The following is a 24903-nucleotide window of genomic DNA, read 5'->3' as shown; positions in this document are numbered from 1 at the left end:
TCGAGGGTGGCGGCGGGGCCCGGGCTCAGCCAAGTCCACCCAGCGCGGGCACCGGCACACCCGTCGCCACGACGCCAAGCCGCTGCGTCGCCCGGGTCAGCGCCACGTACAGGTCGTTCAGCCCGCGCGCCGAGCCGGCCACGATCTCGTCCGGTGCCACCAGCACGACGCCGTCGAACTCCAGCCCCTTCGACCGGTCGACGGTCAGCACGCTCAGCCTCTCGTCCGCGGGCAGCAGCTTCGCGACCTCGTCCGCGCGCCCGGCCGGGACCAGCACCGCGACCGTTCCACCGTCCACAGCGGACAGTTCGGCCGCGACCAGCGCGGGCAATTCCTCGTCCAGCGAAGAAACCCGCACTCCCCACGGCGGCACGCCGGTCTCCCGCACCGAAGCGGGCGCGGCCAGGTCGACGTCGAGTTCGGCGAGCACCCCGGCCGCCACTGCCATGATCTCCGCCGGCGTCCGGTAGTTCACGGTCAGCTGCTCCAGCCGCCACCGGTCCGCGACGTACGGCGAAAGCACCTCGTCCCAGGTCCGCGCTCCCCCGGCGGCTCCGGTTTGCGCGACGTCGCCGACCAGCGTCATCGACCGGTTCGGCGTGCGGCGCATCAGCAGCCGCCAGTCCATCGCGGACAGTTCCTGCGCCTCGTCCACGATCACGTGCCCGAAGGTCCAGGTCCGGTCCTGGGCGGCCCGCTGCGCGGCGGTCAGCTCGCTGCGCGCCTGCTGCCGCTCGGCGAACATCTCCGCGTCCAGCACGTCGGACACCCGCAGGACTTCCTCGTCCTGGATTTCCTCGTCCTGTTCCAGGATGTCCAGCACGCCTTCGGCATACGCGCGCTCGACGCGTTCTCGGCGCTTCTCCTCGGCCGCTTCCTCGCTGTCGTCGGTGCCGAGCAGCTCGGCCAGCTCGTCCAGCAGCGGCACGTCAGCCGGCGTCCACTTCGCGTCGCGACCGCTCTCCAGGTGCTGGCGGTCCTCTTCGGACAGCAGGTCGCCGGCCGCCAGATCACGGTGTTCGCGGTCGGCGAACAGGTCGTCCAGCACGCCGCCCGGGGTGAGCTTCGGCCACAGCGAGTCGATCGCGGCGGCCACCGCCGGGCTCGCCGCCAGCTCGGCGCGGATGTCCTGCACGTCCTGCGCGTCCAGCAGATCCTCGCCCAGCCCGCGCGCGGCCTGCCGGGTCAGCGAGTCGAGCAGATCGGACACGAACAGCCGCCGCGCGAGGTTGTGCGGCCGCCGCGACCGGCGCGCACGGGTACGAGCCTGGGTGCAGGTTTTCCGGTCCAGCTTGAGGATTTCGCGCTCGTGCTCGATCTCGATCACCGGATCCGGCACTCGCTGCCGGTCGCGGACCGCCTTGGTCAGCACGTCGGCCATCACCAGCCGGCCCTTCACCTCGGCCGCCGCCGCCGACTCGACGCCGTCGGCGTCCAGCCCCGGCCACAGCTGGCCGATCGTCGCCAGCAGCACACCGGTCTCGCCGAGCGAGGGCAGCACCTGTCCGATGTAGCGCAGGAAGGTCGGGTTCGGGCCGACCACCAGCACGCCGCGCGTCGTCAACTGCTGCCGGTGCGTGTAGAGCAGGTACGCGGCGCGGTGCAGCGCAACCGCGGTCTTGCCGGTGCCGGGCGCGCCCTGCACCACCATCACGCCGCCGAGCGGCGCGCGGATGATCCGGTCCTGTTCGGCCTGGATGGTCGCGACGATGTCGGCCATCTCGCCGGTCCGGCGCCGCTCCAGCGCCGCGAGCAGCGCCGCCTCGCCGGCCAGGCCGAGGTCCTGGCCCTGGTCGGCGGCAGTGAGGTCGAGTATCTCGTCGTCGAACCCGGTGACGCGGCGGCTCAGCGACCGCAGATGCCGACGGCGGCGGACGCCGTCCGGCGAAGCAGCGGTAGCGAGGTAGAACGGCCGCGCGACCGGAGCGCGCCAGTCGATCAGCAGCGGCCGGTAGTCGTCGTCCTCGTCGAACAGGCCGAGCCGTCCGATGTAGGCGGTTTCCTCGTCGCTGACGCCGGGGACGAAGTCCAACCGCCCGAAGCACAATCCCTGCTCGACCGAGCCGAGCTGGGCGAGCCGGTCGGTGTGCAGGGCGGTCGCGGCGTCGCGTTCGGTGCGCGCCTGCGGCGTGCCGCCAGTCTGGCGCAGTGCGTCGGCGAGCCGCCGCTCGGTCTGGGTCCGTTCGGCGTCGAGCTTCGCGAACAGGGCGTCGGTGTAGGCCTGTTCGCGGCTCAGCTCGGCTTCGTAGGCCGGTTCCTCGGGCAAGGAAGGCTCCTGCTTTCAGGTCGGGATCGGGGCCGGAAGAGTGCAACCGGCGAGGATCCCGGGCCATTCCTGCCGCCCGGTCCACGAGGGGCTGCTGCTCGCGCGCCCCAATGTGGCATTGGGTGCATCTGACGCACCGAATGCCACATTGGGTGCATGGGATGCACCCAATGTGGCATTGGGGCGTTCGGCGGAACGGAGCGAGGCGGGGAAGGTCAGAACGGGAAGCCGAGCGCGGGAAGCCCGATCGCGGAGTCGACCGCCAGCGCCACGAACACGATCATCAGGTAGGTGTTCGAGCGGTGGAACAGCGCCATCGGCTTGGTCTCCTCACCGCGGTGCACGGCCGCCTGCAGCCGGTGCGCGTAGAAGAGGAACCAGCCGCCGGCCAGCACCGCGAAGGTCGCGTACAGCCAGCTGGTGACCGGGAGCAGCAGCAGCGTCCAGGCGACCATCACCCACGAGTAGATGACGATCTGCCGGGCCACGTGCTCGGCGGTGGCGACCACCGGGAGCATCGGCACGCCGGCCCGCTCGTAGTCGTCGCGGTACTTCATGCCCAGCGCCCAGGTGTGCGGCGGCGTCCAGAAGAAGATCACGCCGAACATCACGAACGCCGGCCACTGCACGGTGCCGGTGACCGCCGCCCAGCCGATCACCACCGGCATGCAGCCCGCCGCGCCGCCCCAGACCACGTTCTGCGACGTCCGCCGCTTGAGGCCCAAGGTGTACACGAAGATGTAGAAAAGGATCGTCGCGATCGCGAGGATCGCCGACAGCAGGTTCACCGTGAAGTACAGGACCACGAACGACGCGACGCCGAGGACCAGGCCGAAGATCAGCGCGTTGCGCCGCGGCACCGAGTCCTTCACCAGCGGCCGCCGCTTGGTGCGGTTCATGACCTTGTCGATGTCGCTGTCGATCACGCAGTTGAGCGCGTTCGCGCTGCCCGCGGCCATCGTGCCGCCGATCAGCGTCGCGACCACCAGCCACGGGCTCGGCACCTGCCGCCCGGCGAGGAACATCGCCGGGATCGTGGTGACCAGCAGAAGCTCGATCACGCGCGGCTTGGCGAGCGCGGCGTACGCGCCGGCCACCTGGCGGAAGCTTCGCCGGGCCCCGCGCGGTCGTTCGCCGTCCGGGGGTACGGCGCTGGTGTCCTCACTGCGTCCGTGCGCAGCGTTCACCAACGACATGTCACTCCCTGAGTCAGTCCGGGGCCTGGCGGCCCGGAAGAAGGGATGGTGCTCCTCGGGAACTCCCGTGCCTGGCCCGCGATCGATGGTAGTCGTGGCGTCTCGGCGGGACGCCCGCGGGTCCAGGACACGCCCGGCGATGTTTGCTGCGTCACTTCGCGCGTCCGCTGCCCCGGCCGCGGCCCGGCCCCGGGGCCGGGCAAGCCGCTCCCGCCACCGGCAGCCGCCCCGCCGCCCTCTCCGCTCCGGTTCGTCCGTGAAGGGCCCTTTGAGGAACTCAGATTCCCGCAAGGGGCCCTTCACGGACGCCAGCACGTCGCCACAGCCAGCCGGCGCAGCCGCCGCAGACCGTCCCGGCGGAACGGAAACGCCCGATGTCTAGTCCGTCACTCCGCGGACCCGCCGAAGCCTCCGGCAGCCGTCCGCCGAGCGCGTCCGGCACCGCCCCCGCGGGGGTCCGCGCAGGCCGTCGCCGCTGGCCGGGAGGGCTGACCCGGCTCACCCGCACGGCTGTCGCCCGCGCCCGCGCGAAGGTGCACACACTAGGCTGCAGCCGGCGGGTCTCCCGTTCTGCCTGCGCGGCGTCGTCAGCAGGAATATCGTCCCTTCGGGATCGATTGAGATGAGTAGCGGCGCACACGGGCAGTACGCGGGCGGCACCGCAGCGAAACAGCCACCACTTCACCGACGCAGGAGTTCGAGTTCAGTGTCCGAAACCTCTAGCAGCGAGACCAACCCCTTGCTCCGGCGCACCTCGCCGGCCGACTGGACCGAGACCGACACCCGCGCCGTGGACACCGCCCGCGTGCTGGCCGCGGACGCGGTCGAGAACGTCGGCAACGGGCACCCCGGCACCGCGATGAGCCTGGCCCCGCTGGCCTACACGCTGTTCCAGCGCACCATGCGGCACGACCCGGCCGACCCGCACTGGGCCGGGCGCGACCGGTTCGTGCTCTCCGCCGGGCACTCCAGCCTGACGCTCTACATCCAGCTGTTCCTCGCCGGGTTCGGCCTCGAGCTGGAAGACCTCGAGCAGCTGCGCCGCTGGGGCTCGAAGACCCCGGGCCACCCGGAGTACGGCCACACCAAGGGCGTCGAAACCACCACCGGCCCGCTGGGCCAGGGCCTGGCGAACGCGGTCGGCATGGCGATGGCCGCCCGCCGCGAGCGCGGCCTGCTGGACCCGGACGCCGCCGCCGGCGAGAGCATCTTCGACCACCACATCTACGTGATCGCCTCCGACGGCGACATCGAAGAGGGCGTCACCTCGGAGGCCTCGTCCATCGCGGGCCGCCAGCAGCTGGGCAACCTGGTCGTCTTCTACGACGACAACAAGATCTCCATCGAAGACGACACCAACATCGCGCTGTCCGAGGACGTCGCCCTGCGGTACGAGGCGTACGGCTGGCACGTGCAGACCGTCGAGGGCGGCGAGGACGTCGTGGCGATCGAGGCCGCGATCAAGGCCGCGCAGGAGGAGACCTCCCGGCCGTCGATCATCGTCCTGCGCACGATCATCGGCTACCCGGCCCCGACCAAGATGAACACCGGCAAGGCGCACGGCGCGGCGCTCGGCGCGGAAGAGGTCGCCGGCGTCAAGAAGGCGCTGGGCTTCGACCCGGAGAAGTCCTTCCAGGTCGAGGACGCGGTGCTGGCGCACACCCGCCAGGCGCTGACTCGCGGCGAGAAGCTGCGGTCGGAGTGGCAGGTCCGCTACGACGAGTGGGCCGAAGCCAACCCGGAGCGCAAGAAGCTCGCCGACCGGCTGGCCACCCGCACGCTGCCCGAGGGCTTCGCGGACAACCTGCCGACCTGGGCCCCGGACCCGAAGGGCGTCGCGACCCGCAAGGCGTCCGGCGAGGTGCTCAACGCGCTGGCCGAGCCGCTGCCGGAACTGTGGGGCGGTTCCGCGGACCTCGCGGAGAGCAACAACACCACCATGAAGGGCGCCGACTCGTTCGGCCCGGCCGAGGCCGGCACCGACATGTGGAACACCAACCCGTACGGCCGGACGCTGCACTTCGGCATCCGCGAGCACGCGATGGGCTCGATCCTGAACGGCATCGCGCTGCACGGCGGCACCCGCCCGTACGGTGCCACCTTCCTCACCTTCTCCGACTACATGCGCCCGCCGGTTCGGCTGGCCGCGCTGATGAAGGCGCCGGTCATCTACGTGTGGACGCACGACTCGATCGGTCTCGGCGAGGACGGCCCGACGCACCAGCCGATCGAGCAGGTCGCCGCTCTGCGCGCGATCCCGGGCCTCAACGTCGTCCGCCCGGCGGATGCCAACGAGACCGCGTACGCGTGGAAGGCCGTCCTGGAGGACACCACCGCGCCGGCCGGCTTCGCGCTGACCCGCCAGAACGTGCCGGTGCTCGAGGGCACCAGCGCCGAAGGCGTCAAGAAGGGCGGCTACGTGCTGGCCGAGGCTTCCAACGGCGCCCCGGAGGTCGTGCTGATCGCCACCGGTTCCGAGGTCCAGCTGGCCGTCGCGGCCCGCGAGACGCTGGAGGCCGACGGCGTGCCGACCAGCGTCGTGTCGATGCCGTGTGTCGAGTGGTTCGAGGCGCAGGACCAGGAGTACCGGGACGCGGTCCTGCCGCCGTCGGTCAAGGCCCGCGTTTCGGTCGAGGCCGGCATCGCGATGCCGTGGCACCGCTTCACCGGCGACGCCGGCGAGAACGTCTCCATCGAGCACTACGGCGCTTCGGCCGACGCGGCCACGCTGTTCCGCGAGTTCGGCTTCACCGCCGAGGCCGTGGTCGACGCCGCCCGCCGTTCGCTCGCCAACACCAAGAACTGAAGGGAGATCACCATGACTGACCGTCTCGCGCAGCTGTCCGAGGCCGGCGTCTCGATCTGGCTGGACGACCTGTCCCGGGAGCGCCTGACCTCCGGCAGCCTCGCCGCGCTGGTCCGCGACAAGCACGTCGTCGGCGTGACCACCAACCCGACGATCTTCGCGAACGCGCTGTCCGACGGCGCGGCCTACGACTCGCAGGTCAAGGAACTCGCCGAGCGCGGCGCGGACCTGGACGCCACTGTCCGCGAGCTGACCACCACCGACGTGCGCAACGCCGCGGACCTGTTCCGCGACGTGTACAACGCCACCAACGGCGTCGACGGCCGGGTTTCCATCGAGGTGGACCCGCGCCTGGCCAAGGACACCGAGAAGACGGTGGCCGAGGCCAAGGACCTGTGGAAGACCGTCGACCGGCCGAACGTGATGATCAAGATCCCGGCCACCGAAGAGGGCCTGCCGGCCATCACCGCGGTACTCGCCGAGGGCATCAGCGTCAACGTCACGCTGATCTTCTCGGTCGAGCGCTACCAGGCCGTCATCGACGCCTTCTTCGCCGGTTTGGAGCAGGCGAAGGCCAACGGGCATGACCTCAAGGGCATCCACTCGGTCGCCTCGTTCTTCGTGTCCCGAGTGGACAGTGAAGTCGACAAGCGGCTGAACGCGCTGGGCACCGACGAGGCCAAGTCACTGCTCGGCGAAGCGGCCATCGCCAACGCGCGCCTCGCGTACGCGGCTTTCGAGAAGCTGTTCGCCACCGACCGCTGGAAGGAGCTCGCCGAAGCCGGCGCGAATGCGCAGCGGCCGCTGTGGGCATCCACTGGCGTGAAGGACCCGGCCTACTCCGACACCCGCTACGTCGACGAGCTCACGGTCAAGGACGTGGTCAACACGATGCCGGAGAAGACCATGGACGCGGTCGCCGACCACGCCGAGATCACCGGTGACACGGTGTCCGGCAAGGGCGCGCAGGCGCAGGCCGTGTTCGACAAGCTGTCCGCGGCCGGCATCGACGTGCCGGACGTGTTCGTCACCCTCGAAACCGAGGGCGTCGAGAAGTTCGAGAAGTCCTGGCAGGAACTGCTGGACACGGTGACCGGCCAGCTGAACAAGGCGAAGGGCTGAACCAATAACCATGAGCGGGGACGAAACCGGCGTCGAGATCGTCGACGCCGAACTGGCAGGCAAGGCCGCGCCGCTCGCCGAGCGGCTGGCCGCCGACGGCGCAGCGGGCAAGCTCGCCGCCCAGGACGCCACTTTGTGGGGCCCGGACGCCGAGTCCGAGGCGTCCATCCGGCTGTCCTGGACGACGCTGCACAAGTCGTCGCGCCCGTTGATCGGGGAAATCGAGGCGCTGCGCGCGGAACTGCGCAGCGAAGGCGTGGACCGCGTGGTGCTCGCCGGCATGGGCGGCTCGTCGCTCGCGCCGGAGGTCATCACGGCCACTGCCGGCGTCCCGCTCACGGTGCTCGACACGACTGATCCGGGCCAGGTGGCCGACGCACTCGCGGGCGACCTCGAGCGCACCGTCATCGTGGTGTCGTCGAAGTCCGGCGGCACCGTGGAGACCGACAGCCACCGGCGGATCTTCGCGAAGGCGTTCGCGGATGCCGGGATCGACGCGGCGCGGCGCATCGTCGTCGTCACCGATCCCGGCTCCCCGTTCTCCGAACTGGCGGAGAAAGAGGGCTACCGCAAGACCTTCCTGGCCGACCCGCACGTCGGCGGCCGCTACTCGGCGCTGACCGCGTTCGGCCTGGTGCCGGCCGGCCTCGCCGGGGCGGACGTCGCGCGACTGCTCGACCAGGCCGCGTCGGTGGCCGACAAGCTCGCCGAGGACATCGCGGAGAACCCGGCCGTGCAGCTCGCGGCGGCCTGGGGCGCGGCGCACGCGGCGGGCGCGGAGAAGGTTGTTCTCGCGTCAACGGAGTCGGGCAGCTCGAACAATTTGCCTGGATTCCCGGACTGGGCGGAGCAGCTGATCGCCGAGTCCACCGGCAAGCTCGGCACCGGCCTGCTGCCGGTCGCGGTCGAGGGCCCGGAAGCCCCCGGCTTCGCCGATCACGGCAGCGACGCGACCGCGGTCGCGGTCGGCGCCCCGCAGGGCGCGGCGCAGATCTCGGTCACCGGCTCGCTCGGCGCGCAGTTCCTGTTGTGGGAGTTCGCGACCGCGCTCGCCGGGCGGTTGCTGGAGATCAACCCGTTCGACCAGCCGGACGTCGAGGCCGCGAAGAAGGCCGCACGTGCGCTGCTGGACGACCCGGAGAAGCTGAAGGGCGGCGAGGCACCGGCCACTGTGGACGGTGCGGTCGAAGTCTTCGGCAGCGAAGGAGTTTCCACCGACGGCAAGCTCGCCGACGTGCTCCGCGCGTTCTTCGGCTCGGTGGACGAAGGCGGGTACATCGCGGTGCAGGCGTACCTGGACCGCCTCGACGACGCGTCGACTTCCTTGCTGCGCGGGGAAATCGCCAAGCGGACCGGCAAGCAGACCACGTTCGGCTGGGGCCCGCGGTTCCTGCACTCCACCGGGCAGTACCACAAGGGCGGCCACCAGAACGGCAGCTTCCTGCAGATCACCGGCGCGGTCGAAGCGGACCTCGAGGTGCCGGACCGCCCGTACACGCTGGGACAGCTCCAGCACGCGCAGGCGCTCGGCGACGGCCAGGTGCTGGCCGACCACGGGCGCCCGGTGCTGCGGCTGCACCTGACCGACCGCGCGGCCGGGCTCGCCGAGCTCGTGCGGGCAGTACAGGAGGCCGTGCAGTGACCTGGCGCAACCCGCTGCGGGATCCGCGCGACAAGCGGCTGCCGCGCATCGCGGGACCGTCCAGCCTGGTGATCTTCGGCGTGACCGGCGACCTGGCGCGCAAGAAGCTGATGCCCGCCATCTACGACCTGGCGCACCGCGGGCTGCTGCCCGCCGGTTTCTCGCTGGTCGGCTTCGCCCGCCGGGACTGGGAGCACCAGGACTTCGGCGAGCTCGTGCACGATTCGGTGCGCGAGCACGCGCGGACGCCGTTCAAGGAGTCGGTGTGGAACCGGCTCGCCGAGGGCATCCGGTTCGTCCAGGGCACCTTCGACGACGACGACGCGTTCGACCGGCTCGCCAAGACCCTGCGCGAACTGGACGAGGCACGCGGCACCGGCGGCAACACCGCGTTCTACCTGTCTATCCCGCCGGGCGCGTTCCCGGTGGTCACGAAGCAGCTGGCGCGGTCCGGTCTCGCCGAGTCCGACGACAAGAGCTGGCGCCGCGTGGTGATCGAGAAGCCGTTCGGGCACGACCTGAAGAGCGCCAAGGAGCTCAACGGGATCGTGAACGACGTCTTCCCCGAGGAGTCGGTGTTCCGCATCGACCACTACCTCGGCAAGGAGACGGTGCAGAACATCCTGGCGCTGCGGTTCGCGAACCAGCTGTTCGAGCCGATCTGGAACGCGAACTACATCGACCACGTGCAGATCACCATGGCCGAGGACATCGGCCTCGGCGGCCGCGCGGGGTACTACGACGGGATCGGCGCCGCCCGCGACGTCATCCAGAACCACCTGCTGCAACTGCTCGCCTTCACCGCGATGGACGAGCCGCTGTCGTTCGAGCCGAAGGCACTGCGTTCGGAGAAGGCGAAGGTGCTGGCGGCCACCAAGCCGATGCTGCCGCTCGACCAGACCTCCGCGCGCGGGCAGTACTCCGGCGGCTGGCAGGGCGGCACGAAGGTGCCGGGCCTGCTGCAGGAAGCCGGGTTCGCGAAGGACTCGAAGACCGAGACCTACGCCGCGGTGACGCTGGAGGTGCAGAACCGCCGCTGGGCGGGCGTGCCGTTCTACCTGCGCACCGGCAAGCGGCTCGGCCGCCGGGTCACCGAGATCGCGGTCGTGTTCAAGCGCGCGCCGCACCTGCCGTTCGACTCCACGCAGACCGAGGAGCTGGGGCAGAACGCGCTGGTCATCCGCGTGCAGCCGGACGAGGGCATCACGCTGCGGTTCGGGTCGAAGGTGCCGGGGACCACGATGGAGGTCCGCGACGTCACGATGGACTTCGGTTACGGCCACGCGTTCACCGAGTCGTCGCCGGAGGCCTACGAGCGGCTGATCCTCGACGTGCTGCTGGGCGAGCCGTCGCTGTTCCCGGTCAATGACGAGGTCGAGCTGTCCTGGGAGATCCTGGACCCGGTGCTCGACCACTGGGCCAAGCTCGGCTCCGCGCCGGAGCAGTACTCGCCGGGCAGCTGGGGACCGAAGGCGGCGGACGAGATGCTGGAACGTACCGGCAGGCACTGGAGGCGTCCGTGAGCCACAACCGCGAAGCGGGCCGGGTGCCCCGGCTGGCTCTGCCGATGCGGGACACCCGCACCCGGGGGAGCATCCCGCAGAAACACTGGAGGCGTCCGTGATCATCGACCTGCCGTCGACCACGACGTCGGCGCTGAACAAGAAACTGGTGGAGATCCGCGAGCAGGGCGGCCAGGTCGCCCTCGGCCGGGTGCTCACCCTGGTGATCGTCGCTGACGACGACGCCAAGCTCGAGGACGCCATCGAGGCGGCCAACGACGCCAGCCGCGAGCACCCGTCGCGGGTGATCGTAGTGGCGAAGGGCGCGCGCACCGCCGCACCGCGGATCGATGGCCAGATCCGGGTCGGCGGCGACGCCGGCGCGAGCGAGGTCATCGTGCTGCGGCTGTACGGTCCGCTGGCTTCACAGGGGCAGAGCGCGGTCGTACCGCTGCTGCTGCCGGACGCGCCGATCGTCACCTGGTGGCCCGGCGCGGGCCCGAAGGCGCCCGCGGAGGACCCGCTGGGCCAGCTCGCGCAGCGGCGGATCACCGACTCGGCCGCGGAGAAGAGCCCGATAAGAGCTCTCACCACGCGGGCGAAGGCGTACGTCGAAGGCGACACCGACTTGGCGTGGACGCGGCTGACGCACTGGCGGGCTCAGCTGGTGTCGGCGCTGGACCTGCCGCCGTACGAGGAGGTGCTGGGCGCGACTGTGACCGGGGAGGCCGACTCGCCCTCGACCGAACTGCTCGCGGGCTGGCTCGCCGAGTACCTGAAGGTGCCGGTGCACCGGGTCAAGAGCTCCAGCGCGCAGGGCATCATCTCGGTGAAGCTGGAGCGGAAGTCGGGTGCGATCGAGCTGAGCCGGCCGGACGGCCGCGTCGGCGCGCTGACCCAGCCGGGCCAGCCGCAGCGGCGGATTTCGCTGCAGCGGCGCACCAATCCGGACTGCCTGGTCGAGGAGCTGCGCCGGCTGGACCCGGACGAGGTGTACGAGGCTTCGCTGCACGGCCTGCACAAGATCGCCCCGAACGCACCGAAGGCCGCTGCCCCCAAGGCCGCTGAGCCCAAGGCCGCCGCGTCTAAGGCCGCTGCCCCCAAGGCCGCCGCCAAGCGCAAGGCAGCGGAAAAGAGCGCGTCGTGAGCCGCACCGAGGTCGTCGTCTACGAAAACCCGGACCTGCTGGCCGCGGCCGCCGCGGCCCGGCTGGTGACCCGGATCGTGGACGTGCAGGCAGCCCGCGGCGCGGCGTCGGTGGTGCTCACCGGCGGCGGCACCGGCATCGCGGTGCTGCGCGAGCTGAACGAGTCCAGCGCACGCGACGCCATCGACTGGTCGCGCCTCGACGTCTACTGGGGCGACGAGCGGTTCGTCCCGGCGGATTCGGACGAGCGCAACGAGAAGGGCGCCCGCGAGGCCCTGCTCGACCACGTCCCGCTGGCGCCGGAGCGGGTGCACGCGATGGCCCCGTCCGACGGCGAGTTCGGCGACGACGTGGACGCGGCCGCCGAGGCGTACGCGAAGGTGCTCGCGGACGCCGCCGGCCCTGGCGCCGACGTCCCGGAGTTCGACATCATGCTGCTCGGCCTCGGCGGCGAGGGGCACACGGCGTCGCTGTTCCCGGAAACCGCCGAGGTGCGCGAAACGCACCGCTCGGTGGTCCCGGTGCGTGACTGCCCGAAGCCTCCGCCGACGCGGGTGTCGCTCACCTTGCGCGCCATCCGCCGCGCCCGCGAGGTGTGGCTGATGACAGCAGGCACGGCGAAGGCGGACGCGGTGGCGCAGGCCCTGGCAGGCGCGCCGGAGACACAGATCCCAGTCTCCGGCGCTCGCGGCTACCGGCGGACGCTGTGGCTCCTCGACCGCGAGGCGGCGGGGAAGCTGACGAAGGTCTACCAGCCGCCTGCCGAATAGGCTGTTTCGGGAAGAGCTCCTCGCGGTTCGCCGCGGGGAGTTTTTCTTTTGCAGGCCAAGGGTTTTCGGCAGCCGTCGCACCTTGCCGCCAGTGCCTGGCCGCGGTGCCGGGCCTGCCGTCGCTTTCGCGCTGGTGCCGAGGCCCTCGCCGACCGTCCGGGCGATCCGGCGCAACCGGACTCCAGTACCGCGAGTCGCGGCCCCACTCGCCAGCAGCAACCGGCAGCGCACTCCCGGCTCCGCCCGCCCTCCAACCAGGCCTCGGACCCGACAGCCGCTGCTGCGGGTGCCCCGCGCGACGCGGCGGCCGTCGACTGCGCAGCGAAACCTTCCACCACCCGCGCGGGTGATCTCTCCCCTGAACGCATGGCATCGACCTGGGCTCCGAACGGCGTAATCCGCACTGCGCCAAAGAGCGGCTAACCAGTCTGTGGGAACCACCGTATGGTGAACGTAAGGTGATGTGATCGACACATGGTGATGTCACCCTGATGCACGTAACCCAGTTGGAGCAAGCGTGGAGATTACGGCGCGGCAAGTACGACTCTGGGTGAAACTTACTGCCAATACACACGTTTCCGTTAGCATCCGCACATTTGTTCACCGCCGCGCGTCCCGATCGGGTGGCTCGAGCATCTCATCACCAAGTCCACAAGACGAATGGGGTCGCCGCGATGAGCACTGAGGGACTCTCGATTCCAGGCATCTCGATGGGCAGCTCCGGTGCGGGAGCCGCTCGGGAGGCCGGGCGGTTCAGCCTGAGCGGGGCGTTCGCCGCGTTCCGCAAACCCCTCGTCGCGACCGTCGCTCTCGAAGTGGTGGTCGTGCTGCTGGCGGTGCTGGACGTCTGGCTGGTGGTGCCGCCGAAGGCACAGCCCTACTCGATCTACCTGTCCGCCACCGCCTGCCTCGCCGTAGTGGTCCGCCGCCGGTTCCCGTTCGCGGCGATGCTGGTCGCCGTCCCCGGGTTCCTGGCCGGCTGGGCGCAGCTGGCGTCGATGATCAACCTGGGCATGCTGGCCACCCGGCGCCAGCTGCACTGGCAGACCTGGGTCGGCGCGGGACTGGTGTTCACCTGCCGCTTCGTGCGCTGGCCGCTGCAGGAATTCTCGCAGCTGACCTGGCGCGAACACGTCCTGGACGGCATTTACGGAATCCTGGTGGCCGGGATGCCGATCGCGATCGGCCTGCTGATCGGAGCGCGGGCCGAAGTGTCGGCGAAGCTGCGCGAACTGGCGAAGAGCCGTGACCGCGAACGCCGCTTCCACGCCGACGCCGTCCGCGCCGAGGAGCGCGCGCGGCTCGCCCGCGAAATGCACGATGTGGTGTCCCACCAGATCACCTTGATCGCCATGCAGGCCGGCGCGCTGCAGGCACAGGCCAAGGACGGTTCGGCACTGGAAACCGCGCACGTCATCCGCCAGCTCTCGACGCGAACGCTGGAGGAGCTGCGCTCCCTGGTGAGCGTCCTGCGCTCCGGCTCGGAAGACGAGGGCCCGCGCCCCGGCATCGGCGAACTGGACCACCTGATCCGCAACTCGGACGTGCCCGTCCAGCTCACCGTGGAACAGCTCCCGGACACGCTGCCCAGCCAAGTTTCCGCAGCCGCGTACCGCACGGTGCAGGAATGCCTGACGAACGTCCACAAGCACGCCCCCGGCGCCACCGCGACGATCCGCATCAACGCGGGAAGCGGCGCGCTGGACATCGAGGTGCAGAACGCCCGCGCCTGCCGCACCGGAGAAACCCTGCCCTCGGGCGGTCACGGGCTCACCGGGCTAGCGGAACGAGCCCGCCTGCTGGGCGGAAGCTTCGAAACGTCCGGAACCGAGGACGGCGGGTTCCGAGTGCGCGCCAGGTATCCCCTGGACCGCTGATCCGCCCCCCGCCGGCCAACAGTCCGTGAAGGGCCCCTTGAGGGAATCAGATTCCCTCAAGGGGCCCTTCACGGACAATCCGGCAGCGGCCCCGACGCAACAGAAAACCACCGGCCCCGATCCCGGTAGGGAGCAAGAACCGGTGGTTCCACATTCAACCCCGAGTCTTAGATCAGCTCGCGCCGCTGCCGCAACCGCTCCAGCGCTTCGGCGAGGATCGCCTCGCCGTCGGCGTCGCTCCGACGTTCCTTCACGTAGGCCAGATGCGTCTTGTACGGCTCGGTCCGAGGAGCCGCTGGCGGGTTCTGCTCGTCCTGACCGCCCGGGAGCCCGCAGCGCGGGCAGTCCCACTCGTCGGGGATTTCCGCGTCCATCGCGAACGACGGGCGCGCCTCGTGCCCGTTCGCGCACCAATACGAAATCCGGCGCCGTGGCGCCGATTCACCCCGCTCCGATTCACCCGAAGGACCGGCACCCACGCGGGTGCCGCGAATCGCGTTACCGCCAACCATGAATCCTCACCCGTTGGAATCGGCGGCGCGCCCCCCAATAGGCACGCCGATCGCAGTTCCCCTGCCGGGGATCCGGTCAGATCTTGAGCAGCAGGCCGAGACCCACGATGCTGATCAGCCAGATGGCGCCCAGCCCGAGGGTGATCCGGTCGAGGTTCTTCTCCGCGACGCTGGAACCCGCGAGGCTGGACTGCATCCCCCCGCCGAACAGCGACGACAAGCCGCCGCCGCGGCCGCGGTGCAGCAGCACGGCCACCACCAGCAGCACGCTGGAGGCGATCAACAGGATTTGCAGGAACAGCTTCATGTCATCCTCTGTGCTTGTCGGAGCATGCAGGGGTACGGCCCGATCCGCGGTGTGCGCGGATCTTCACCGTACCCCTGGACTCGTCCACTGCTCTAGTGACGGACCGGATACACAGGCTACCCGGTAGTGCCCACGATCAGGGCAGCGGGCCACCAGCCGCGAGCGCGCACAGCTTCGTGAACTCCTCGCCGTCCAGGCTCGCCCCGCCGACCAGCGCACCGTCGATGTTGTCCGCACCGACCAGCTCGGAGACGTTGCCCGCCTTCACCGAACCGCCATACAGCACCCGGACCGAGGTCGCGACCTCGTCGCCGTACTTCTCCGACAGCGTCCCGCGCAGCGACTTGCACACCTCTTCGGCGTCCGCCGCGGTCGCCACCTTGCCGGTGCCGATCGCCCACACCGGCTCGTACGCGACGACGACCTGCGCCACCTGCTCGGTCTTGAGCCCCTTGAGACCCTCGATCAGCTGGTTGCGGGTGTGCTCGAGGTGCTCGCCCGCTTCGCGGATCTCGAGTTCCTCGCCCACGCACAGGATCGGCGTGATGCCGTTCTTCAGCGCGGCTTTGACCTTCTTGTTGACGATCTCGTCGGTCTCGCCGTGGATGGCGCGCCGCTCGGAGTGGCCGACGGTGACGAAGCTGCAGCCCAGCTTCGCCAGCATCGGGCCGGAGATGTCGCCGGTGAACGCGCCCGAGTCCTGCGGCGACAGGTCCTGCGCGCCGTAGGTGAGCGAGAGCTTGTCCGCGTCGACGAGGGTCTGCACGCTGCGGATGTCGGTGAACGGCGGCAGCACCGTCACGTCGACCTTCGCGTAGTACTTCTCCGGCAGCGCGAAGGCGATCTTCTGCACCAGGGCGATGGCCTCGAGGTGGTTGAGGTTCATCTTCCAGTTGCCGGCCACCAGGGGCTTGCGTGCCACTAGTTCTTCCCCTCCAGCGCCGCCACGCCGGGCAGCTCCTTGCCTTCCAGGTACTCCAGCGAGGCGCCGCCGCCGGTGGAGATGTGCGAGAAGCCGTCCTCGGGCAGGCCCAGCTGCCGCACCGCGGCCGCCGAGTCGCCGCCGCCGACGACGGTGAACGCGTCGCTCTTCACGAGCGCTTCGGCCACCGCACGGGTACCGCCTGCGAACGCCTCGAACTCGAACACGCCCATCGGGCCGTTCCAGAAGACGGTCGCCGCGTCGGCGAGCTTCTCCGCGAACAGCTGCGCCGAGCGCGGGCCGATGTCCAGGCCCATCCGGTCGGCGGGGATCGCGGTGACGTCGACGGCTTCGTGCTCCGCGTCGGCGGCGAAACCGACGGCCGCGAGCACGTCGACCGGCAGGACCAGTTCGACGCCGCGCTTCTCGGCTTCGACCAGGAAGCCCTTGACCTGGTCGAGCTGGTCTTCCTGCAGCAGCGACGTGCCGACCTCGTAGCCCTGGGCCTTGAGGAAGGTGTACGCCATGCCGCCGCCGATGAGCAGCCGATCGACCTTGGTGAGCAGGTTCGCGATGACGCCGAGCTTGTCGGACACCTTCGAACCGCCGAGCGCGACCACGTACGGCCGCTTGACGTCGTCGGTGAGCTTCTTCAGCACGTCCAGCTCGGCCAGCACGAGGCCGCCCGCGTATGCCGGAAGCACCGCGGCGATCTCGTAGACCGAAGCCTGCTTGCGGTGCACCACGCCGAAGCCGTCGGAGACGAACGCCCCGCCCGGCACCAGCGCGGCCAGCTCGGCGGCCAGCTCGGAGCGGTCGACCGTGTCCTTGCTGGTCTCGCGCGCGTCGAAGCGCACGTTCTCCAGCAAGGCGACGCCGCCGTCGGCGAGCCCGCCGACCAGTGCCTTTGCCGACTCGCCGACGAGGTCGCCGGCCAGCGGGACCTCGGCGCCGAGCAGCTCGCCCAGCCGCTTGGCGACCGGCGCGAGCGTGAACTTCGGGTCCGGCTCGCCCTTGGGACGGCCGAGGTGCGCGGTGACGACGACCTTCGCGCCCGCGTCGGCGAGCTTCTTGATCGTCGGCAGCGCGGCCCGGACCCGGCCGTCGTCGGTGATGGCCGACCCGTCGAGCGGGACGTTCAGGTCGCTGCGCACCAGTACGTAGCGGCCCTGAACACCCTCGCCCAGCAGGTCTTCGAGGTTCTTGACGCTCATCCGGCTCAGAGCTTCGAGCCGACGAGCTTGATCAGGTCGGCGAGGCGGTTGGAGTAACCCCACTCGTTGTCGTACCAGCCGACGACCTTGACCTGGTTCCCGATCACCTTGGTGAGCGGCGAGTCGTAGATGCAGGACGCCGGGTCGGTGACGATGTCCGAGGACACGATCGGGTCGACCGAGTAGCGCAGGATCCCGGCCAGCGGGCCTTCGGCGGCGGCCTTGTACGCCTCGTTGATCTCGTCGACGGTGGCCGACTTCTTGAGGGTGACGGTCAGGTCGGTGGCCGAGCCGGTCGGGACCGGGACGCGCAGCGCGTAGCCGTCCAGCTTGCCCAGCAGTTCAGGCAGCACGAGGCCGATCGCCTTGGCGGCGCCGGTGGAGGCGGGCACCACGTTCAGGGCGGCGGCGCGGGCGCGGCGCAGGTCCTTGTGCGGGCCGTCCTGCAGGTTCTGGTCCTGCGTGTAAGCGTGGATGGTGGTCATCAGGCCCTGCTCGATGCCGAAGGCGTCGTTGAGGACCTTGGCCAGCGGGCCGAGGCAGTTGGTGGTGCAGGACGCGTTCGAGATGATCGTCTGCGAGCCGTCGTACTTGTCGTCGTTGACGCCCAGGACGACGGTCAGGTCCTCGCCCTTGGCGGGCGCGGAGATGATGACCTTCTTCGCGCCCCCGGCGATGTGCGCCTTCGCCGCGTCGGCGTTGGTGAAGAAGCCGGTCGACTCGACGACGACGTCCACGCCCAGGTCGCCCCAGGGCAGGTTGGCCGGGTCGCGCTCGGCGAGTGCCTTGATGGTCTTGCCGTCGACGACGATGCCCTCGTCGCTGACGCTGACCTCGCCCGGGAAGCGGCCGAGGATGGAGTCGTACTTGAGCAGGTGAGCCATGGTCGCGACGTCGCCGAGGTCGTTGAACGCGACGACCTCGATGTCGTGACCGCTCGCCTTCACGGCGCGGAAGAAGTTGCGGCCGATCCGGCCGAAGCCGTTGACACCTACGCGAACGGTCACTGCTGCCACTCCTCTGGTGTTGATCACGGCGGCGGCACACCGGCCGCCGGCGCTGGGTTGGACACTGCGGAAGGTTCCCCGGGGCGCCCGCCCCGGACCGCTTCCGCGTGTTCCGGGTTCGGCGCAACCCTAGCGTGCGGGCCCCGTTGCCCCGGACTGCCCTGACGAGACTTCCACCACTGCCCGGAGACGTCAAGAATCGATTAAGAACCCAGCTCAGCCGGGTGCGGCCGGGAAATGGGCGGCGGCCCCCGGAAGCGGTTCAGGGCAGGACCGGACCAGCTGCTTGATCGGTCTTGGTGCCCCGGTTCACGCCGTCGGGCGGATGAGCAGGAACGGACAGAGCGGACGAGCCTGGTTTTCGGGGCGGAAGGGGCTCGACCGCCGGGCCGGAGAGGCGGCGGGCAGCCCTGGACAGCGGCCTGGCACGGGCCGGGCGCGGCCGCGGAGCGGAGCGCACGGGGTGGAGCAGCCGGGCAAGACAGTCCGTGAAGGGCCCGCTGAGGGAATCAGAGTCCGGTAAGGGGCCCTTCACGGACCAGCGATCGTTCAGCCCAAGACGGTGCCCCGGCTCCGGCTCCGGCTCCGGCTCCGGCTCCGTCTCCGGCTCCGGCTCCGGCTCCGGCTCCGGCTCCGGCTCCGGCTCCGGCTCCGGCTCCGGCTCCGGCTCCGGCTCCGGCTCCGGCCCAGCAAATCCTGCCCCGCAGCCAGGCAACAACCCACCCGGCAAGCCCGCTATCCAGCCAGCTCCTTCTCCGCCGGGGTGCGGAACTTCGGCACGACCCGTGCCTCCCCCAGCCACTCGCCCAGCCGGGCTGCCTCCGCCTCCACCGCGGCTGCCTTCTCCGCGCCGACGTCCTCCAGCAGCCGCGCCACCACCTCGCCCGAGGGGCGCTGTGCCCAGGCTCCGACCACTCTCCCGTCGCTCCACACTGTCGGCCCGATGTTGCCGCTTCGGTCGAACAACCGCGGACGGTGCGGCCCGAGGTACCAGTCGCGCGACTGCCAGCCCATCGGAGTGGGGTCCAGTGCCGGGAGCAGCGCGACCCACGGTGCGGGCGTGGCAACCGGGGCCAGGTCGCCGGTCAGGATCAACGCCGCTTCTCCGTCCAGGTCCACCTCCGTGACCGCCAACCCGGCCAGCGCCTTCTTCGTCTGGCCCGCGTTCCAGCCGGTCCACCACTGCAGGTCCGACGCCGGCGCCGGGCCGAACGAGGACAACCATCGGCGGGCCAACGCGGTACGCGCCTCGTCCGCAGTGCAACCGGGCCAGTCGAGTGCCGGATCCGGCAGCCACTCCTTCATCGGCGCCCAGTGGTACTGCGTGCTCTGCCAGCTCCCCCGGGGACGGCCGCGCACGATGTGGCCTTCCGCGGCGAGCTGGAACAGCACCCGGCTCGTGACGTTGCCGATCGACTCGTATGGCTTGCCCGGTGCCATCCGCAGTTGCTGGCGCAGACGTGGCTCGTCCTCGGCCAGTTGCTGTGCGGTAGCCGATCCTCGGGCGCGCAACGCTTTCTCGACGCTTGCCAGGACATCGTCCAGCCACGGGGAAGGATCTGCGACATTCGCCGGGTGTCCCTGCGTGCCGAGCTGTTTTTCCAGCAGCCGTCGTTGGCGGACGGCGACGTCGAGCGAACAGCCCGCCTGCACCTGTGCCGCCGTCGCGACGTCGGCGACGAACACGGTGCGGCGCATTCCCAGGATCCGCAGCACGGTGCGGTCGTCGTACAGCGCGCGCTCGACATCCGCGACCGAGGCGTCCCGAACGCGTGACCAGGCGGACAGGTACACCGACGCGGGATCGGTGGCGTGCAGCGCGACCACGCCGTCGACCGCCTCCTCGACAGTCGCCGCACGCGCCGCGAGAAAGTGCCGGACGCCGAGGCGGGCCCGGCGCTGGGCGAGGGAGATCTTCACCCTCCGAGTTCTACCAGCCAGGACCGACAAAAACCGCGTTTGCGCTGGTGGCGAAGGCTGCCCGGAGGTGGGTCCGGAACCCGATCCGAGCCGGGGCCGGAGGGGCGCGCCGACTGGGCTGCGTCCCGGCCAGCTGAAGGAACCCGGCGCGCGGTTCGCGGAGAACCGCGCGCCGGACGTCAGGCGGGCTGTTCTTCCGGGGATTCCGGGGATTCCGGGAGCTCCGGCGACGAGGCCGTCCGGCTGAACATCCGGGTCGCGGACAACCGGGCCACCCCGTCCGGGTCGCCGAGGTCGTCCAGCGAGGTGCGGATCGTCGCGTCCACCGAGAGGTACTTCCGGCCCGCCCGCAGGTCCGCGTCGTTGCGCAGCCGCACGATCAGCGGGAATTCCGCCAGTGCGCCCGCGTCGAACAGACCGGTCGTGTAGATCAGCTGCACCCCGAGCGCTTCCGCGACGGCTCGCTGCAATTCCAGCAGGTACCCCGCCGAAGCGCGGCCGATCGGGTTGTCCAGGAACAGCACGCCCGAGTGGCGGCTGCGCGCCTTGCCCCGGTTGTTGGCGCGCAACGCGGCCAGCGTGCAGTACAGGATGATCGCGGCCGTCAGCTGCTGACCGCCGGAGAACACGTCGCGGATTTCCGAAACCCGCTGGCGTTCCGTGCGCAGCACGGAGTCCGGCTTGAGCATGTCGACCCGGTATCCCTTGGGAGCGGCCACCTGCACGCCGCGCAGCACCAGGGACAGACCGTCGCGCTTGACGTCGCGGCCGTCGGCGGTCTTGCCCGCGGCCGCTTCGTCGACGACCTCGCCCAGCTTCTCCGCCAGCACGTGGTCTTCCAGCTCGGTGAACCGGATCCGCAGGAATTCCTGGCCGGACCAGTCGCCGAGGCCGTCCGGCAGCCGCGAAACCCGTTGCGCGGAACGCAGCGTCCGCAACGCGCCCTCGACCATGCCCTGCAGCCGGGTGATGATGCCGCCCCGGTGCCGGTCGATCTGGGCCAGGTCGTCGGTCAGCGTCCGCAGGCGCGGGCGCAGCGCCTCGCTCCATTCCGCGGCGTGGGCGGGCAACTGGTCCCGCTTCACGGAAATCACCTGCTGCCGCACCGGGGTGCTCAGCTTTTCGAACCGTTTTTCGGTCGCGTACTGCGCCAGCTGGTCCGCCGAGGCCCGCACCCGGCGATCGCCCGCGTCGGCCGCGGCCTGCGCGTCGTTCAGGACGGTGTTGAGCTGGTTGTGCCGGGTCCGCGCGGCCTCGACGTCGTCTTCGTAGGCGTCGGCCGGCTCGTCGGAACGCAGGTGCGCCAACGACTCCGACAGCAAGCCGAAACCGGACGCGGAAGCCTTGGCCGCGTCCAGCGTCGCCTCCGCCGCAGCCCGGCGTTCCTGCAATTCTTCCCACTTCCGGGCCGCCGCGGACACCTCCAGCGAGGCCGCGTCGATCAGCTCCAGTCCGTGCTCGATGTCCCGCGGCCGGTCCGCGGGCGACGCCGCGCCGGTCTGCAACGGCAGCACGTCCAGCTCCGCCCGGCGCGTCGAAACCTGGCCGATCGCCTCGGTCCGTTCCTCCTCCAGCGCGTCCACCACGCGCCGGGCCCGGGCCAGCGCCGCGGCCCGCGCGGAGGCGTCCGAACCGTCCGGCGTTTCCAGCAGCGTCGCCGCGCGGGCTCGGACCTCCTCGTCCAACGCCTCCAGCGCCGACGAAGCCGCGGCCTCGGCGGACTCCGCCTGCTCGAGTTCGGCGCGCAGGTCGCTTCCGACCTCGACCTTCGCGTACGCCTCGGAAGCCGACGCGAACGTCCGCCGCAACGCGTCGACCGGCTCCGGAGGCGCGTCGAGGTCCTCCGGCAGCTCGGACGCACCGGGCACCTCGGCCAGCTCGGATCGCGCGGTGGTGGCGGTGCGGCGGTGCCCGTCCGCGGTCCGCTGCTCCTCCCCCGCTTGCTCGCGCAGCCGCGCGGCACGCGCCGATGCTTCCGAGGCCGACGTCTCTGCTCGCTCGGCGATTTCCGTGGCGCGCTCGACTTCTTCGGTCCATTCCGCGACGCGGGCCGCGCGCGCCATCAGCTCGCCCAGCCTTCTCGCCTTTTCCTCGGCTTCCGCGGCGATCGTCCGCAGCGCCGGGACCTTCTCCCGCAGGACCGCGGATTTTTCGCTCAACCGAGCGAATTCCGCCTCGGCCTGGGTCAATGCGGCCTGCGCGGTCTCGCGCGCGACCCGGGCGCTTTCCGCCTGTTCGGCGAGCGTCGCGACGGCACCCGCCGGGTAGTCCTCGCGCCAGGTGGTGAGCTTCCAGGTCAACGCGCCGTCGTTGGCCAGCGCCTCCGACAGCTGCTCCAGCCGGCGCTGCCGCTGCGCGTGCCGCTGGGCGATCGCCTCGCGCTCGGTGTCCGCGGCTTCTTCGTCGTACATCGCCGGGTTCGGCGGCACGAGGAACTCGACGCCCGCGGCCGCCGCGACATCCGCGGCCTGGAACGCTTCCGTGGTGCCAACGGCGATCACCGCGCTCGGCAGCAGCCGTCCGGCAGACAGCACTTCCCGCGCCCGAGCCACCTGCGCCGCGTCGTTCAGCAGCACGCCGCCGACCAGCTGCGGCATCCGCTCCAGCACCTCGTCGCGCCGCACCGAATCCAGTTTGGACAGATAGCGCCAGCCCGACCACGCGGTGATCCCGGCCTGCTCCAACGCGTCCAGCGCCGCTTGGACGTCCTCCGGCGGCGGCAGCAGCCCGCCCGAACCGAGCGCGGCCAGCGCGCGCTCGTCGGCCGACTCCTCCATCCGCAGCGCGGTCTGCTCCTTCTCGACGGCCGCGCTCGCGTCGCGCAATCGCTGCAGCAGCACCGGAAGATCGCTTTCCAGGTGTACGTCGTCCGCCCCGAGCAGTTCCATCAGCCGCCCCTCGGCGGCCAACGCGTCGGTGCGGCGGTGAGCGCGGTCGAGGTCTTCCGCGGCGCGCACGAGGCGGTCCTGAGTGGACCCCGCGAGCTGGTGGGCCTCGTTCACGGCCCGCTGGGCAGCCTGCAGATCCTCGCCGACCCGGTCGAGTTCCTGTTCCCGGCGAACGGATTCCGCCCGCGCGGTCTCCGCCTCGGTCCGCGCGGCGCGCGCGGACTCGGCGACCTCCGCGCCGGACGCCAGCAGTCCACTGCGGACTGACTCCGAGATTTCCTCGCGCAGCTCGGCAATCCGGGAAGAAAGCCCGCGCGCCTCCGCCCGCCGGCCGGCCGCGAGGTTGGCGGTCTCGTCCCGTTCGGCCTGCGCCTTCTCCGCTTCCGCGCGCAACGCGTCCGCGTGTGCCTCGGCTTTGTCCGCCTGCCGCTGCGCATCCCGCGCCAGCGACAACAGACCGCGCGCCAACGCGATGGCCGCCGCGTCGCGGGCAGCGAGCGCCGGTTTCGCTTTCTCCTCGCGGTTGCCGACCAGCTCTCGCAGGTCCTTCGCCTTGCGCGCCGCGTTCAGCCGATTCAGCACGGTCGCGGTTTCCCGCCACGCCTCGGCCTGCGTCTTCGCCTCAGCCAGCTCGCCGTCGACCCGCTCGCGCTCGATCTGCGCTTCTTCCAGGCGCAGCACGGCGACCAGCCGGCGCAGCTCGGTCACGCCCGCGGTGAGCCGCCGGTGGTCTCCCTCGGCCAGCTTTTCCGCGGTGCGCACCTCCTCGACGTGCTCCTCCAGCCCGGACAGCCGCGCGTTCTCCAGCTCGTTGCGCGCGTGGATCCGCCCGGCCAGCTCGCCGAGGTCCGCCCGCGCCGATTCGGCGATCTGCCGCGAAGCCGCGGCGACGCCTTCTTCCTCGGCCAGCGGGCCGAGCAGCTCCAGCGCGCCTTCGACGAACTCCTTCTCCGCCATCAGATCGCCGCGTTGCGCCAGGTTGTTCGCGTACGCCGAGACGACCTCGGCGAGGTCCTTCGGCTCGTCCTCGGACAGCACAGCGCGCAGCAGGAACTCCACGAACGCTTCGTCGGTGGAGAACTGGAACGCGTCCGCCGCCTCCCCTTCGCCCGCGTTCATCGCTCGCTGGTAGCGGAACAGCTCGGTGTCCAGGCCGAGCAGATCCAGCCGGCCCGTCCACTCGTGGTGGCGGCGGGTCCAGAACAGCTCCAGCTCCGGCTCGGCCATCGCGGCTCCGGCGATCCGGTCGTGGAACCCGGACATGGTGAGCAGCCTGCCGTCCTCGGTCAGCGGCAGCGAGTCCAGGCTGACCTGCGCGGTGGGCCGGAAGCAGTACCAGGAGTCGACCAGGTTCTCCGAGTCCGCGGACGTCACGTGCCCGCGCCACTCGGACACCTTGCCGGTGATCACCCGGTGGCCGGTCTCGACGTGCAGCCACTCCAGCACGACGTGCGCGACGTCCTTGGCGGTCACGAACTTCTCCAGCACCTTCGTGCTGGTGGTGCCGACGACCTGGCGCCGCCCGGGCAGCATCACCGAGAAGATCAGCTTGATCAGCACCGACTTGCCGCCGCCGTTCTCCAGGAACAGCACGCTCGCCGGCGACGGACGGCGCACCGGACCGTCGGAGTGGATGCCCGCGGAGAACAGCGCGTCCTGCTTCGGCGCGGTGATGGCGGCTCCGACGCCGCTGAAGTCCAGCACCACGTCCTGGTACCGGGCACCCGCCGGACCCACCGAATGCAGGCGGACCCGCGAAAGCTCGTACATCCGTTTCCCCTCTACCGCGCCTGATCGGCCCGCTG

16 protein-coding genes are annotated in these 24903 nt (G+C 70.8%); 7 read left to right on the top strand and 9 right to left on the bottom strand.

All coding sequences use genetic code 11. From position 1 onward, the window contains the following. Positions 1–25 precede the first annotated feature (25 nt). Positions 26–2266: a HelD family protein gene (locus AMYBE_RS0104580; RefSeq protein WP_020658163.1), complete on the bottom strand. Its 2241-nt coding sequence runs from the start codon at positions 2264–2266 to the stop codon at positions 26–28. A 215-nt stretch (positions 2267–2481) separates the two neighbouring features. Continuing rightward, positions 2482–3462 (bottom strand): heme o synthase, encoded by a 981-nt coding sequence (locus AMYBE_RS0104575; RefSeq protein WP_020658162.1) that lies wholly within the window; start codon positions 3460–3462, stop codon positions 2482–2484. 706 nt (positions 3463–4168) lie between these two features. On the opposite strand from AMYBE_RS0104575, the gene tkt reads away from it, so the two are divergent. The 7 genes from tkt (at position 4169) to AMYBE_RS0104540 (ending at position 14328) form a co-directional block, all read left to right on the top strand. After that, positions 4169–6268 carry a transketolase gene (gene tkt, locus AMYBE_RS0104570; RefSeq protein WP_020658161.1) on the top strand — a complete coding sequence of 700 codons (2100 nt, stop codon included), beginning with the start codon at positions 4169–4171 and terminating at the stop codon, positions 6266–6268. Between the two features lie 12 nt (positions 6269–6280). Next, entirely contained in the window at positions 6281–7390 is a 1110-nt protein-coding gene (tal, locus tag AMYBE_RS0104565) for a transaldolase (RefSeq protein WP_020658160.1), read from the top strand. Positions 7391–7400: 10 nt separating this feature from the next. Then, entirely contained in the window at positions 7401–9032 is a 1632-nt protein-coding gene (locus tag AMYBE_RS0104560) for a hypothetical protein (RefSeq protein WP_020658159.1), read from the top strand. Next, positions 9029–10555, top strand: coding sequence for a glucose-6-phosphate dehydrogenase (gene zwf / locus AMYBE_RS0104555; RefSeq protein ID WP_020658158.1), 1527 nt, complete (start codon positions 9029–9031; stop codon positions 10553–10555). Before AMYBE_RS0104560 ends, zwf begins: the two co-directional genes overlap by 4 nt. A 97-nt stretch (positions 10556–10652) precedes the next feature. After that, positions 10653–11681: a glucose-6-phosphate dehydrogenase assembly protein OpcA gene (gene opcA, locus AMYBE_RS0104550; RefSeq protein ID WP_020658157.1), complete on the top strand. Its 1029-nt coding sequence runs from the start codon at positions 10653–10655 to the stop codon at positions 11679–11681. After that, on the top strand, positions 11678–12451 hold the full coding sequence (gene pgl / locus AMYBE_RS0104545) for a 6-phosphogluconolactonase (RefSeq protein WP_020658156.1): 774 nt from the start codon (positions 11678–11680) through the stop codon (positions 12449–12451). The genes opcA and pgl overlap by 4 nt, the downstream gene beginning before the upstream one ends. A 674-nt stretch (positions 12452–13125) precedes the next feature. Continuing rightward, on the top strand, positions 13126–14328 hold the full coding sequence (locus AMYBE_RS0104540) for a sensor histidine kinase (RefSeq protein ID WP_169515203.1): 1203 nt from the start codon (positions 13126–13128) through the stop codon (positions 14326–14328). Positions 14329–14495: 167 nt separating this feature from the next. Here the strand turns inward: AMYBE_RS0104540 and AMYBE_RS0104535 are convergent, their stop codons facing one another. The 7 genes from AMYBE_RS0104535 to AMYBE_RS0104505 form a co-directional block, all read right to left on the bottom strand. Then, the gene (locus AMYBE_RS0104535; RefSeq protein ID WP_027927373.1) at positions 14496–14840 is read right to left on the bottom strand and encodes an RNA polymerase-binding protein RbpA; all 345 of its coding nucleotides are present in this window, start codon (positions 14838–14840) and stop codon (positions 14496–14498) included. A gap of 76 nt (positions 14841–14916) precedes the next feature. Continuing rightward, positions 14917–15147, bottom strand: coding sequence for a preprotein translocase subunit SecG (secG, locus tag AMYBE_RS0104530; protein ID WP_020658153.1), 231 nt, complete (start codon positions 15145–15147; stop codon positions 14917–14919). A gap of 136 nt (positions 15148–15283) precedes the next feature. Further along, on the bottom strand, positions 15284–16069 hold the full coding sequence (gene tpiA / locus AMYBE_RS0104525; protein WP_020658152.1) for a triose-phosphate isomerase: 786 nt from the start codon (positions 16067–16069) through the stop codon (positions 15284–15286). Then, positions 16069–17283, bottom strand: coding sequence for a phosphoglycerate kinase (locus AMYBE_RS0104520; RefSeq protein WP_020658151.1), 1215 nt, complete (start codon positions 17281–17283; stop codon positions 16069–16071). Before AMYBE_RS0104520 ends, tpiA begins: the two co-directional genes overlap by 1 nt. 5 nt (positions 17284–17288) lie before the next feature. After that, on the bottom strand, positions 17289–18290 hold the full coding sequence (gap, locus tag AMYBE_RS0104515; protein WP_020658150.1) for a type I glyceraldehyde-3-phosphate dehydrogenase: 1002 nt from the start codon (positions 18288–18290) through the stop codon (positions 17289–17291). 735 nt (positions 18291–19025) lie between these two features. After that, entirely contained in the window at positions 19026–20210 is a 1185-nt protein-coding gene (locus tag AMYBE_RS0104510) for a winged helix DNA-binding domain-containing protein (RefSeq protein ID WP_020658149.1), read from the bottom strand. Between the two features lie 179 nt (positions 20211–20389). Continuing rightward, entirely contained in the window at positions 20390–24868 is a 4479-nt protein-coding gene (locus AMYBE_RS0104505; RefSeq protein ID WP_020658148.1) for a hypothetical protein, read from the bottom strand. Positions 24869–24903 lie beyond the last annotated feature (35 nt).

Origin of the sequence: Amycolatopsis benzoatilytica AK 16/65 (assembly GCF_000383915.1) — a bacterium.
Lineage (GTDB): Bacteria > Actinomycetota > Actinomycetes > Mycobacteriales > Pseudonocardiaceae > Amycolatopsis > Amycolatopsis benzoatilytica.
Note: the sequence above shows the minus strand (reverse complement) of the source record. Positions and strands in the feature narration are given on the sequence as shown.

Excerpts from the sequence above, each read along its gene's own strand:
- AMYBE_RS0104560 (WP_020658159.1), top strand. The coding sequence starts at position 7,401 with ATGAGCGGGGACGAAACCGGCGTCGAGATCGTCGACGCCGAACTGGCA.
- AMYBE_RS0104505 (WP_020658148.1), bottom strand. The coding sequence starts at position 24,868 with ATGTACGAGCTTTCGCGGGTCCGCCTGCATTCGGTGGGTCCGGCGGGT.
- AMYBE_RS0104575 (WP_020658162.1), bottom strand. The coding sequence starts at position 3,462 with ATGTCGTTGGTGAACGCTGCGCACGGACGCAGTGAGGACACCAGCGCC.
- tal (WP_020658160.1), top strand. The coding sequence starts at position 6,281 with ATGACTGACCGTCTCGCGCAGCTGTCCGAGGCCGGCGTCTCGATCTGG.
- AMYBE_RS0104520 (WP_020658151.1), bottom strand. The coding sequence starts at position 17,283 with ATGAGCGTCAAGAACCTCGAAGACCTGCTGGGCGAGGGTGTTCAGGGC.
- secG (WP_020658153.1), bottom strand. The coding sequence starts at position 15,147 with ATGAAGCTGTTCCTGCAAATCCTGTTGATCGCCTCCAGCGTGCTGCTG.
- AMYBE_RS0104540 (WP_169515203.1), top strand. The coding sequence starts at position 13,126 with ATGAGCACTGAGGGACTCTCGATTCCAGGCATCTCGATGGGCAGCTCC.
- AMYBE_RS0104535 (WP_027927373.1), bottom strand. The coding sequence starts at position 14,840 with ATGGTTGGCGGTAACGCGATTCGCGGCACCCGCGTGGGTGCCGGTCCT.